The organism is Amycolatopsis sp. NPDC043887 (assembly GCF_056435665.1).
The window spans coordinates 295,144-307,157 of the sequence record NZ_JBWKEB010000009.1; the positions used below are offsets into that span (position 1 = coordinate 295,144).

At 68.2% G+C, this 12,014-nt stretch carries 13 protein-coding genes and 1 tRNA gene; 4 read left to right on the forward strand and 10 right to left on the reverse strand.

Going from position 1 to position 12,014, the window contains the following annotated elements; all coding sequences use genetic code 11:
• Window positions 1–3 precede the first annotated feature (3 nt).
• The 4 genes from AC069H_RS25280 to rplJ form a co-directional block, all read right to left on the reverse strand.
• A complete protein-coding gene (locus AC069H_RS25280; RefSeq protein WP_125732839.1) occupies window positions 4–756 on the reverse strand; it encodes an MlaE family ABC transporter permease in 753 nt (250 codons plus the stop codon).
• Window positions 757–794: 38 nt separating this feature from the next.
• Window positions 795–1,964, reverse strand: a complete 1,170-nt coding sequence (locus AC069H_RS25285) for an ABC transporter ATP-binding protein (protein ID WP_478224950.1) — start codon at window positions 1,962–1,964, stop codon at window positions 795–797.
• 509 nt (window positions 1,965–2,473) lie between these two features.
• Window positions 2,474–2,860 carry a 50S ribosomal protein L7/L12 gene (gene rplL, locus AC069H_RS25290; RefSeq protein ID WP_034304194.1) on the reverse strand — a complete coding sequence of 129 codons (387 nt, stop codon included), beginning with the start codon at window positions 2,858–2,860 and terminating at the stop codon, window positions 2,474–2,476.
• A gap of 48 nt (window positions 2,861–2,908) precedes the next feature.
• Window positions 2,909–3,460: a 50S ribosomal protein L10 gene (gene rplJ / locus AC069H_RS25295; protein ID WP_034304192.1), complete on the reverse strand. Its 552-nt coding sequence runs from the start codon at window positions 3,458–3,460 to the stop codon at window positions 2,909–2,911.
• A 328-nt stretch (window positions 3,461–3,788) separates the two neighbouring features.
• Here rplJ and AC069H_RS25300 point away from each other — a divergent pair, with 328 nt between their 5' ends.
• A complete protein-coding gene (locus tag AC069H_RS25300) occupies window positions 3,789–4,634 on the forward strand; it encodes a hypothetical protein (protein WP_478234001.1) in 846 nt (281 codons plus the stop codon).
• Between the two features lie 82 nt (window positions 4,635–4,716).
• Here the strand turns inward: AC069H_RS25300 and AC069H_RS25305 are convergent, their stop codons facing one another.
• From AC069H_RS25305 to AC069H_RS25330, 6 genes are all read right to left on the reverse strand, one after another.
• A complete protein-coding gene (locus AC069H_RS25305) occupies window positions 4,717–5,481 on the reverse strand; it encodes an alpha/beta fold hydrolase (RefSeq protein WP_478234002.1) in 765 nt (254 codons plus the stop codon).
• A gap of 77 nt (window positions 5,482–5,558) precedes the next feature.
• A complete protein-coding gene (gene rplA / locus AC069H_RS25310; RefSeq protein ID WP_007031003.1) occupies window positions 5,559–6,272 on the reverse strand; it encodes a 50S ribosomal protein L1 in 714 nt (237 codons plus the stop codon).
• An 82-nt stretch (window positions 6,273–6,354) separates the two neighbouring features.
• Window positions 6,355–6,789: a 50S ribosomal protein L11 gene (gene rplK / locus AC069H_RS25315; protein ID WP_005152062.1), complete on the reverse strand. Its 435-nt coding sequence runs from the start codon at window positions 6,787–6,789 to the stop codon at window positions 6,355–6,357.
• Window positions 6,790–6,867: 78 nt separating this feature from the next.
• Window positions 6,868–7,701: a transcription termination/antitermination protein NusG gene (nusG, locus tag AC069H_RS25320; protein WP_478224947.1), complete on the reverse strand. Its 834-nt coding sequence runs from the start codon at window positions 7,699–7,701 to the stop codon at window positions 6,868–6,870.
• A 76-nt stretch (window positions 7,702–7,777) separates the two neighbouring features.
• Window positions 7,778–8,230 (reverse strand): preprotein translocase subunit SecE, encoded by a 453-nt coding sequence (secE, locus tag AC069H_RS25325; protein WP_007031001.1) that lies wholly within the window; start codon window positions 8,228–8,230, stop codon window positions 7,778–7,780.
• A 27-nt stretch (window positions 8,231–8,257) separates the two neighbouring features.
• Window positions 8,258–8,330: transfer RNA gene (locus AC069H_RS25330), tRNA-Trp, on the reverse strand.
• Between the two features lie 206 nt (window positions 8,331–8,536).
• Between AC069H_RS25330 and AC069H_RS25335 the strand changes: the two genes are divergently transcribed.
• The 3 genes from AC069H_RS25335 (at window position 8,537) to AC069H_RS25345 (ending at window position 11,962) form a co-directional block, all read left to right on the forward strand.
• Window positions 8,537–9,766, forward strand: coding sequence for a pyridoxal phosphate-dependent aminotransferase (locus AC069H_RS25335; protein ID WP_478234003.1), 1,230 nt, complete (start codon window positions 8,537–8,539; stop codon window positions 9,764–9,766).
• The gene (locus AC069H_RS25340; protein WP_478234004.1) at window positions 9,763–10,659 is read left to right on the forward strand and encodes a TIGR03619 family F420-dependent LLM class oxidoreductase; all 897 of its coding nucleotides are present in this window, start codon (window positions 9,763–9,765) and stop codon (window positions 10,657–10,659) included. Before AC069H_RS25335 ends, AC069H_RS25340 begins: the two co-directional genes overlap by 4 nt.
• A gap of 370 nt (window positions 10,660–11,029) precedes the next feature.
• Window positions 11,030–11,962, forward strand: coding sequence for an SGNH/GDSL hydrolase family protein (locus AC069H_RS25345; protein ID WP_478234059.1), 933 nt, complete (start codon window positions 11,030–11,032; stop codon window positions 11,960–11,962).
• Window positions 11,963–12,014: the final 52 nt, after the last annotated feature.

Below are 12,014 nucleotides of genomic sequence, written 5' to 3' on the forward strand. Positions count from 1 at the left end.
GCGTCAGTCCAGCTTTCCGGGCACGATCTGCAGGTAGATCAGCGTGATCACGAAGTTCACCACGAACAGCATGAGGAACGTGATGACGACCGACTGGTTCACCGCGTCACCGACGCCCTTCGGGCCGCCGGACGGGTTCAGTCCCCGGTAGGAGGCGACGACCGCGGCGATGAAGCCGAAGATCAGCGCCTTCAGCTCGCCGACCCAGAGGTCCGGCAGCTGGGCCAGCGCGGAGAAGCTCGCCAGGTACGCGCCCGGCGTCCCGCCCTGGAGGACGACGTTGAAGAAGTACCCGCCGAGCACGCCGATGACGCTGACCATGCCGTTCAGCAGGAGCGCCACCAGCATCATCGCGAGCACACGCGGCACGATCAGGCGCTGCACCGCGGAGACGCCGAGCACCTCCATGGCGTCGATCTCTTCGCGGATCGTCCGCGCGCCGATGTCCGCGCAGACCGCGCTACCGCCGGCGCCCGCGACCAGCAGCGCCGTGACCAGCGGACTGGCCTGCTGCACGGTGGCGAGCACCGACCCGGCGCCCGTGTAGGACTGGGCGCCGAGCTGGCGGGCGAGCGAACCGAACTGCAGCGAGATGACCGCGCCGAACGGGATCGCGACGAGCGCCGTCGGCAGAATCGTGACGCTCGCGATGAACCAGGCCTGCTGGATGAACTCCCGCAGCTGGAACGGGCGCTGGAAAATGCCACGAACGATGTCGAGGCCGAGAGCGAACAGGTTCCCGGTCTCGCGCACCATGCCGATCCCGGGGATCTTCGCCGATGAAGCGGAAGAGCTCACGCGCCACCTGACCCCGGATCTTGTGGCCGCAAGCGGTGGTTGCCCGCTCTCCCGGGATGCGGGATGTGGGCGACCTGGTCGTCGGGCAGCTGGCCCTGGTGGTGGTTCGGGATCGAGGTCTCGGCGGGCGACGACCGGTGGCCGGCGGTCGCGAGGCGCTGCGGGCGGACACCGTAGCGCTGCTGCTCCTCCGGGGAAAGCGACTCGATGATGCTCTGCTGCGCCTCGGGCGGCAGGCCGTGCAGGATCTGCATGACGCGGTCCTTGCGGCGGACCGCGCCCATCCGGGTCGGCACGCCGGGCGTCGGCTGCATCTGCGGCGGCACCCCGCTGACGTCCTCGACACCGCCCGCGTGGTGACCGGCCTCGAACATCGCGCGCTCCGCGGCGAGCTGGGCCGAGTCCTTCTCCTCGCTCATGCCGATGGGGCCGTCCATCTTGCCGTTGAGGAACTGCTTGACTACCGGCTCCTCGCTGGTCAGCAGCACCTCGCGCGGGCCGAACATGACCAGTTCCTTGCGGAAGAGCATGCCCAGGTTGTCCGGGACGGTGCGGGCGAGGTTGATGTTGTGCGTGACGATCAGGAACGTCGCGTCGATCTGCGCGTTGACGTCGAGGAAGAGCTGGGAGATGTAGGTGGTGCGGACCGGGTCGAGACCGGAGTCCGGCTCGTCGACCAGGATGATCTGCGGGTCGAGCACCAGGGCGCGGGCGAGCCCGGCGCGCTTGCGCATACCGCCGGAGATCTCGCCGGGCAGCTTCTTGTCGGCGCCGTTGAGACCGGTCATCTCGAGCTTCTCGAGCACGATCCGGCGGACCTCGGTCTCCGACTTCTTCGTGTGCTCGCGCAGGGGGAACGCCACGTTGTCGTAGAGGTTCATCGAGCCGAAGAGCGCGCCGTCCTGGAAAAGGACGCCGAAGAGCTTGCGCACCTCGTAGAGCTGGTGTTCGGAGCACGTCACGATGTCGACGCCGTTGATCATGCAACGGCCACGGTCCGGCTTGAGCAGACCGATCATCGACTTCAAGAAGACGGACTTACCGGTTCCGGACGGACCGAGCATCGCCGAAACCTCGCCCGGAGGCAGGGTCAGCGTGACGTCCCGCCAGATGGCCTGCTTACCGAAGGACTTGGAAAGACCTTCGATGACCACCTCGGCACCCATCGCACCTCCAGGAGCTGTTCCGCGTCGTCGCGCACTGCCTTCCCGTGCCACTGGCCCGGGAGGACGCATGCGTTCGCGCAGCGATACCCGCGTCAACCAGGTGCAACGAGCTGAGTGCGAACAGGTTACTCACCAGTTTTCTTTTCTGGCCAGACCCGCGGGTAACTTTTCGCGCAGCCCGCCGCCTGCCCGTGCACCGCTTGCAGCACCGTAGTGCACGTCACTCCCGCGCGCAGATCCACAGCGGCACTGCCCAGGCCGGATCGCGATTAGGGGGCTAAACGCAGGTCAGGGCCCCTGCCGTCCTCCGCGCCGCGCGGATCGCGTTTAGCGGGCTAAACGCGATCCGATGCCCTGGGCGCGCCCAGATGCTTAGCGTGGCTACGCGTCGCGATCAGGGGGCTAAACGCAGGTCGGGGCGGGAGGAGCCGGAGACAGCGAAGGGGCGGGCATCCGTGTGGATGCCCGCCCCTTCGGCGGTGCTGCGTTAGGCGCTGACGCGCCCGGGATCACTTGATGGTGATCTTGGCGCCCGCGGCCTCGAGCTTCTCCTTGGCGGCCTCGGCGGCCTCCTTGTCGACCTTCTCCAGGAGGGCCTTGGGAGCGGCCTCGACCAGCTCCTTGGCCTCCTTCAGGCCCAGACCGGAGACGACCTCACGGACGACCTTGATGACCTGGATCTTCTTGTCACCGGCGGACTCGAGGACGACGTCGAACTCGTCCTGCTCCTCGGCGGCCGCGGCGGGGGCGGCACCCGGGGCGGCGGCGACGACGGCAGCCGGGGCGGCCGCGGTCACGTCGAAGGTGGTCTCGAATTCCTTCACGAACTCGGACAGCTCAAGAAGGGTGAGCTCCTTGAAGGCGTCGATCAGCTCGGCGGTGCTCAGCTTCGCCATGGTGGCTTTCCTCTCTGAAACGAACTAAAAGTTCGGGGGTGGGGGTGTTCAGCTCTCGGCGGGTGCTTCGGCTGCTTCGGTACCGGCGTTGCGCTGCTTCTCCTCCAGCGCGGCAGCCAGGCGGGCGACCTGGGACGCCGGCGCCTGGAACAGCGCGGCGGCCTGGGACAGCTTCGCCTTGAACGCGCCCGCCGCCTTGGCGAGCAGGACCTCACGGCTGTCGAGATCGGCGATCTTGGTGATCTCGTCCACGGACAGCGTCTTGCCGTCCATGTAGCCGCCCTTGATCACAAGCGCGTTGTTGTCCTTCGCGAAGTCGCGAAGCGCCTTCGCGGCGTCAACAGCTTCACCTTCGACGAAGGCGATCGCGGTCGGGCCGACGAACAGGTCCTCGAGACCCTCGATTCCGGCGTCCGTGGCGGCACGCTTGACGAGGGTGTTCTTCGCGACCCGGTACTTGGCATTGGTGCCGAGAGCGCGGCGCAGCTGGGACAGCTGGGACACGGAGAGGCCGGTGTACTGGGTAACGACTGTGGCCGAGCTGCTGCGGAAGCTCTCCGCGATCTCGGCGACGGCCGCCTCCTTGTCGGGCTTCGCCATGGTCGCCTCCTCTCTTGGCTAGTGGTCCACTGGCCTTGAGAGCCCTGAAACGACGAAACGCCCCAGCGCAGACAGGCGCGGGGCGTCAGAGCACACGACGACATGCGTCATGGACGAGCCTCGTTCCTCCTGCGCGGGTCGCCCGCCCTAGCGGGGCCTTCGTTCTCCAGGCCAGATGACCGGGAGAAGACCAGCGGTCTTCGGTAGAACCTTGACAAGAATACGTGACCCTGTTTCGTCCCCGGCGGCACCCCCTGCCAAATCGCGTTTAGCCCGCTAAACGCGACCGGCGGAGTGCGCGGGAGGGCTCGCGAGGCATCATGGTGACGTGGCGGAGCAGCGTGATGACGGAAAGCCGGACAACGAGCCCGGCACGGACATCGAGCCCAAGGCGGGAGGTCAGCCCGCGCCCCGGCTGGACGAGGAACAACTGCGCCAGTTCCAGCAGTTTCAGCAGTTCCAGGACTATCTGAAGTTTACCGAGGCGCAGCAGCAGGGCCTCGTGCCGTCGCAGCCCGCGCAGCCCATGACCCAGCACTACGGAGGACAGCCCCCGGTACCTCCGGGGCCTCCTCCCGGTGAACTCGTCAAGGCCCCTCGGCCGCGTGCGCCGCGCTGGCTGCGCCGTCTGGGCGGGAAGCTCCTCGCCTGGGTGATCGTGATCCTGCTGATCTGCATCGGCGCGACCATCGCCTACCGGCAGATCTTCCCCAGCGACGCGGGGGAGGACACGGCGACGTTCGTCCAGGGCGGCGGGGGCAAGCACCGCACCAACCAGGTGCTTTCGACCAACCCGTGGGAGGCGGTGCGGGCCATCTACGACACGATCGGCAAGCCGTACCCGCCTGCCACCCGCGTCGAAAAGGTCTGCCTGTCGATGAGCGAGCAGGCGCAGGCCCAGTTCGCCCGCGACCTCGGCTACCCGGACTGCGCGACCGCCGTCCCGGCCCTGAACGCGAAGGTCACCGACATCACGCCCTACATTTACGCGGTGCGCCCGATGTCGAGTGTGGTCCCACGGCAGAACCTGACGATCCACTCGTGCTGGTACACCATCCGCGGTGGCCCCCTGCTGGGCAGCTTCACCCTGCAGGAAGTCGAGATGGGCCAATGGCTGATCACCGGGCACGCGAACTCCCCCAACCCCTGCCCCGCCCCGCCCACGGGCAACTGACCTGGGCGTTTCCACCCCAGATCGCGATTAGGGGGCTAAACGCAGGTGCGCGCCGGATCGCGATTAGGGGGCTAAACGCAGGTCAGAGGTCGTGCGAAGTCAGGAAGCCGGTCAGCGCGGAGCCGAAGGCGGGGTGCATGACGGCGGCCATGTGATCGCCGGGCACGCGGACCAGGCGGGCGCCGGCGATGGCGGCGGCCAGGCGTTCGGGTTCCGCGGCCAGCGGGTCGGTGTCCCCGGCCAGGATCAGGGTCGGCACCGCGATCGCCGTCAGGTCCAGTTTCGGGTTCGCCGTCCCGCGCGCGACGGCCGCCAGCGCGATCCGGTCCGCCCGCAGAGCGTCGGCCAGCATACGAAACGGCGCCGAAGACGGCGGAAGCGTCGAAGGGTCCTCCGCCAGGAGAGCATCGCTGATCGCCTCCGGCGTGACGACGCGGGTGTCCACGCCGCCGAAGTCGACGATCCCCGAACCGACCCCGCCGATCGCGAGACACCGGATCCGCGGGTCGGCGGCCACGGCGCCGAGCGCGATCATCGCGCCCATCGAGTAGCCGACCATCGACACCTCGTCGAGGTTCAGCGTGTCGAGCAGCGCCGACACGTCGCGGACCATCGCGTCGTCGCCGTAGCTCGCCTCGTCGTGCGGTTTCGCCGACCGCCCGTGGCCGCGCGCGTCCAGGCTGATCACGGTCAGCCCCGCGTCCTGGAGGGTGTCGACGACGCCCGGCGCGATCCAGTTGGCGTTCGTGTCGGCGGCGAAACCGTGTTGCAGCAGTACCGGACGCCCTCGGCCTTCCCAAACGGTGTAGCTCAGCTGAAGCCCGTCGAACGACGCGAAGGTAGGCATGCCCTCAAGCAAACACGAAAAAGGGGCGGCCCCGCCGTAGCGGGACCGCCCCCTTCTCAGTGATGTCTAACTCAGACTCACGCGTCCTCGGAGAGGAGGTTGCGGGTCCGGGCCGGGTCGACCGGGACACCCGGGCCCATCGTCGTGGAGATCGTGACCTTCTTCAGGTAGCGCCCCTTCGCCGACGACGGCTTGGCGCGGAGAATCTCGTCCAGCGCGGCCGCGTAGTTCTCCACCAGCTTCTCGGTGTCGAACGAGGCCTTGCCGATGACGAAGTGCAGGTTGGCCTGCTTGTCCACGCGGAAGTTGATCTTACCGCCCTTGATGTCCGTCACGGCCTTCGCGACCGCGGGGGTCACGGTGCCGGTCTTCGGGTTCGGCATCAGGCCACGCGGGCCGAGGATGCGGGCGATACGGCCGACCTTCGCCATCTGGTCCGGCGTCGCGATCGCGGCGTCGAACTCGAGCCAGCCACCCTGGATGCGCTCGATCAGTTCGTCGGTGCCGACCACGTCCGCGCCGGCGGCCTCGGCCTCGGCGGCCTTGTCACCAACGGCGAAGACAATGACGCGGGCGGTCTTACCGGTGCCGTGCGGCAGGTTCACGGTGCCGCGGACCATCTGGTCGGCCTTGCGAGGGTCGACACCGAGGCGCATGGCGACCTCGACGGTGGCGTCCATCTTCGCGGAGGAAGTCTCCTTGGCCAGCTTCGCGGCCTCGAGCGGGGCGTAGAGCCGCTCGCGGTCCACCAGCTCAAGAGCCTTGCGGTAGGCCTTGCTGTGCTTGGGCATTGCTTCTGTCCTTAACTCTTCAACGGATCAGTGTGGTGTTGGAGCCAGCACTTGGCTCTCCCACGGTGGTGCTGGGTGGAGCTCAGTCGACGACCGTGATGCCCATCGAGCGGGCGGTGCCGGCGATGATCTTCGCGGCCTGGTCGATGTCGTGCGCGTTCAGGTCGGATTCCTTGGTCTTCGCGATGTCGCGGACCTGGTCCCAGGTGACCTTGGCGACCTTGGTCTTGTGCGGCTCGCCGGAACCCTTCTCCACGCCCGCGGCCTTCAGCAGCAGCTTCGCGGCCGGCGGCGTCTTGAGCTTGAAGTCGAACGTGCGGTCTTCGTACACGGAGATCTCGACCGGGACGACGTCCCCGCGCTGCGACTCGGTCGCGGCGTTGTAGGCCTTGCAGAACTCCATGATGTTGACGCCGTGCTGACCCAGCGCGGGGCCGACCGGCGGCGCGGGGTTGGCCGCACCCGCCTTGATCTGCAGCTTGATGATCGCCGCAAGCTTCTTCTTCTTGGGTGGCATTTCGTTTGTTCCTTCTTACTGACTTGAGTCCCCCGCACACCTGCCAGTACGCGGGGACTGCCGGCCGTCTGGCGGCCGTCAGATCTTGGAGACCTGGTTGAACGACAGCTCGACCGGGGTCTCCCGGCCGAAGATCGACACCAGGACCTTCAGCTTCTGTCCGTCCACGTTGACCTCGGAGATCGTCGCGGGCAGCGTCGCGAACGGGCCGTCCATGACGGTGACCGACTCGCCGACCTCGAAGTCCACCTCGACCGCGGGGGCACCCAGCTGCGACTCGGCGGAAGCGGCCTCGCCCTTGCCGGGCTTGGCGGGGGCGGCCGTCTCGACCTTGGGCGCGAGGAACTTGAGCACCTCGTCCACGGTCAGCGGCGACGGACGCGACGTGGCACCGACGAACCCGGTGACACCCGGCGTGTTGCGCACCGCGCTCCACGAGGCGTCGTTCAGGTCCATGCGGACCAGGATGTAGCCGGGCAGCACCTTGCGCTGCACCTGCTTGCGCTGGCCGTTCTTGATCTCGGTGACCTCTTCGGTCGGGACCTCGATCTGGAAGATGTAGTCCTCGACGTCCAGCGTCTGGGTGCGGGTCTCGAGGTTGGTCTTCACCTTGTTCTCGTAACCCGCGTACGAGTGGACGACGTACCACTCACCGGGAGCGGCGTTGAGTTCCGCGCGCAGCTTGGCGACCGGGTCGACGTCCTCGCCGGACTCGGCGGCGGTGTCGTCGGTCTCGACGGGCGCCTCTTCGGCATCCGCGACATCTCCGGCTTCGTCGACCTCGTCGCCTGCGGCGGGCACCTCGACGGAGTCCAGGTGCTCGGACTGCTCGTCGCCGAGTGCCGCGTGCACCTGCTCGTCGGAAAGCTCGGTCAGCTCATGACCGGCTGCTGTGCCGTTGTCGGAGGTCACGTTCCGTCCTCTCAGTTGATCGGTTGCCGTGGCGCAGGCCACCGTGCGGCGCCCTCAGGCACCGCGGCCGGCTGCCTCAGCTGCCGAAGACGGCACCGACGACCTCTTTGAAGGCCAGGTCGAGGCCGCTCACCAGCGCCACCATGAACACCACGAAGACCAGCACCACCGCGGTGTAGGTGACCATCTGCTTGCGGTTCGGCCAGATGACCTTGCGCAGCTCGGCCCAGACCTCACGGATGAAGCGCATGAGCCGGGCGAAGATCGACGCCTGCTTCGGCTTGCGGTCGCGCTTCGGGGTCGCCGTGCCTTTGGCGTCCTTGGACTTCTCGGTCTTGTCCCCGGCCTTCGCCTTGCCGGCGGGGCGGGTCTTGTCGTCCGACTTGGCGTCGGCCTTACCGGACGGGCGCGCGGACGCACGGCGCTCACGCCGGGCAGCGGCGGTCACCGGGCGGGACTGCTCGTCGGGCTTCTGCCCGGCGCCGTCCTGCGCCTTCTCACCGCTGGCGTCGCTGTCGCTCACGACCACTCCTCCGCCTTCACCAGTTCGCTAACGCAGGGGTGACAGGACTTGAACCTGCAACCTGCGGTTTTGGAGACCGCTGCTCTGCCAATTGAGCTACACCCCTTTGGAGCCCCGATGCTCCGGAGCTCCCGAGGACGCATTCCATCGTCCCCACCGCCGTGGCGGGGATGACCGTAGTGCGTTCCAAGACCAGAAGTCTACGGCAACCCCCGAACAGCTTCGCAACCGCGCCCCTCAAAGCGGCGCGGAGCAGCCTTCCGCGGGAAAACTCCCCCACGGCCGACCCCATGATCGTGCCACGATGTCGCCATGAGCGCTCCCGCACCCTCGCCTTCGACGGCAACCCGCGTCTCGGCCCGCATCGGCGGCATCACGCCCTCGGCCACGCTGGCCGTCGACGCGAAGGCCCGGGAGCTCAAGGCACAGGGTCGCCCGGTGATCGGGTTCGGCGCCGGGCAGCCGGACTTCCCCACCCCGGCCAACGTGCTCGAAGCCGCCGAAGCGGCCGTCCGGGACAAGGTCAATCACGGCTACACGGCCGCGGGCGGGTTGCCGGAGCTGCGCGAGGCGATCGCGGCGAAGACCGTCCGCGACTCCGGGTTCGAGGTCGACCCCGGCCGCGTCCTGGTGACCAACGGCGGCAAGCAGGCGGTCTACTCGGCGTTCGCGACGCTGCTCGACCCCGGCGACGAGGTGCTGCTGCCCGCGCCTTACTGGACGACCTACCCGGAGTCGATCGCCCTCGCCGGCGGCGTCGGAGTGCAGGTCACCGCGGACGAGACGACGGGCTATCTCGTCACCGTCGAGCAGCTCGAAGCCGCCAGGACTCCGCGCACGAAGGTGCTGCTTTTCGTGTCGCCGTCGAACCCGACCGGCGCGGTGTACCCGCGCGAACAGGTCGAGGCGATCGGGCGCTGGGCGTACGAAAACGGCCTCTGGGTCATCACCGACGAGATCTACGAGCACCTGGTCTACGACGGCGCCGAAGCGCCCTCGATGCCCGTCCTGGTCCCGGAGCTCGCCGACCGGACGATCGTCCTCAACGGTGTCGCGAAGACGTACTCGATGACCGGCTGGCGGGTGGGCTGGCTGCTCGGTCCGCAAGACGTGGTCAAGGCGGCGACGGCGTACCAGTCGCACTTGTGCGGCAACGTTTCGAACGTGGCGCAACGAGCCGCGCTGGCCGCGGTGAGCGGCCCGCTCGACGCCGTTTTCGCGATGCGCGAAGCCTTCGACTCCCGGCGCCAGAAGGCACTTTCCCTGCTGTCCGAGATCCCTGGCGTCGAGACTCCGGTGCCGCTCGGCGCCTTCTACGTGTACCCGTCGGTGAAAGCCTTGCTGGGTAAGGAAATTCGCGGCGCGCGCCCGGCCGACACGGTGGCACTGGCCGATCTGATCCTGCGCGAGGCCGAGGTCGCCGTGGTGCCCGGCGAGGCGTTCGGGACCCCTGGCTACTTCCGGATTTCCTATGCGCTGAACGAAAGTGATCTCGCCGAAGGGATCTCCAGGATGGGCCGCCTGCTCGCGGAAGCACGGTGACCGTGATGCGCCTGGGAATCGCCCTTCCGCAATACGGTCCCCTCGCGTCGATGGACGCCGTCACCGGTTTCGCCGCGGCCGCCGAGGAGCTCGGGTACGAGTCCTTGTGGGTCGGGGATCGTGTGCTGGCCCCGGTGTCGCCGTCGGACTTCTACCCCGGCGGCACGCCGGAACGGCCGTACCCGCCCGAGTTCGTCACCTTCGCCGATCCGCTCATCCTGCTGACCGTCGCCGCGAGCGTCACGAACAAGGTCCGGCTGGGCACCAGCACACTCACCGGAACGGTGTATCCGGCCGTCGTGCTCGCCCGGATGCTCACTTCACTGGATCAGGTGAGCGGCGGCCGCCTGGACGTCGGCTTGGGCATCGGCTGGCTTCGCGACGAGTACACGGCGACGGGCACGCCCTGGAAGGGCCGTGGCGGGCAACTGGAGGAGCTTCTCGACGTCCTCGGGAAGTTCTGGACCGGAGACCCTGTCGAGCACGAAGGCGAACGCTGGCGGATCCCGGCGTCGAAGGTCGGCTTGCGACCCGCGCAGAGCCCGCATCCGCCGGTGTTGCTGGGCGGGCTGTCGCCGGTGGCGCTGGATCGCGTCGGCCGCCGCGCGGACGGCTGGCTTCCCGCGGGACTACCCGCGCCGTATCTGGCGAAGCTCTGGGAGACCGTGGTGAGCGCGGCCGAGAAGGCGGGTCGCGATCCCGGCACGCTGCGGCGGGTCCTGCGGATCAACCCGAAGCCCGGAACCGATCTCCAAGACGTCGCCTCGCAGCTGAAGGTGGCTGCCGAAACCGGGATCGCCGAAGCCTTCGTCGACCCGCACTACCTCGCGCGGGACGTCGGCCACGCCCTCGATCTCGCCGCCGAGCTGCGCGACCTCGTCCCCCGCGACTGAAGGCCCTCCCCGTTCGCCGGGAAGGGCCTTCAGCGGCTCAGGATTCGCCGTCGGCGAGCTGAACGAGCGCGTGTGCCTTCGCGGCGTACTTCCAGTTGCCGAGGTCGCGGATGGTCTTGATCTTGAGCTCGGCGAGGAGTTCGTCGTGCTTCTTGGTCAGGCCTTCGAGAGCGGACGGGGGGCGCGTCCAGCAACTCGCTGATCCCTTTGTCCTCCCATGCCTTGTCGACCAGCTTGGTCAAGTTCAGGCTCACGGTTTTCGCCTTTCCTCGGGGCAGGTACGGCATCACCCTGAACGTGATCCATGTCTCAGGCAACCGGAGATCACCCGTTCACGCGTCGTCCACCGACGAGCGGACCGATGACAAATGTGACCCAGGTCGCGTACAACGAACGGGTGACGCAGCGGAGAACGGGCGGAGGCTGCCTCTTCCTGGTGATCGTGCTGTCCGTCCTGGGGATCGCTTACCACCTGTGGGAGCGTGGGACGTCGGTGACACCTGCGGGAGTCACCGTTTCGGACGGCGCGGGCCAGTACGTGGCGCTGGGCGATTCGTACACGGCGTCGCCGGGCACCGGTCGACCTGTGGGTGCGCCCCCGGGCTGCGACCGCTCGGACAACAACTACCCGAGCCTGCTCGCCGCGAAGCTGCGCCCGGCCGAGTTCGTCGACGCCAGCTGCGGTGGCGCCACGACCGAACACCTCACCGGTGAGCAGAAGACCCGGGACGGCACGAACGCTCCGCAACTCGACGCCATCGACGGCGACACGACCCTGGTGACCATCGGGATCGGCGGCAACGACGTCGGCTTCGTCGGCTTCGCGAGCCAGTGCACGACGCAGGTGCAGACCGCTTCGCCTTGTAGGGCCCAGCTGACCGCGGGTGGACGTGACCAGCTGGCCGAGCGGATCGCCGCAGCGGCGGGGCGGCTCGGCGGAATCCTGGACCAGATCCGCGCGAAAGCCCCTTCGGCGCGCATCGTGGTCGTGGGGTATCCGACGGTGCTTCCGGACGACGACGCCGGTTGCTGGCCGGTCCTGCCCGTCGGCGCGGGGGACGTCGCCTACTTCCGCGACTCGCTGAAACGACTGAACACGGCGCTGCAGGAGACCGCGAAGGAGCACGAAGCGGGCTTCGCCGACATGTCGACAGCAAGCAAGGGGCGGGACATGTGCAGCGCCGCGAACCGGCGCTGGGTCGAAGGCCCTGCTCCCTCCGTGCCCGCGGCGCCGCTGCACCCGAACGCGCGGGGCGCGGAAGGGATGGCGGAGGTCATCGAGAAGCTGCTCAAGCTCGCGTAGGGGTTTCTCCGGACTGGCGAGGCCTCGGGATGCCGAGCTGTATGACCGGACC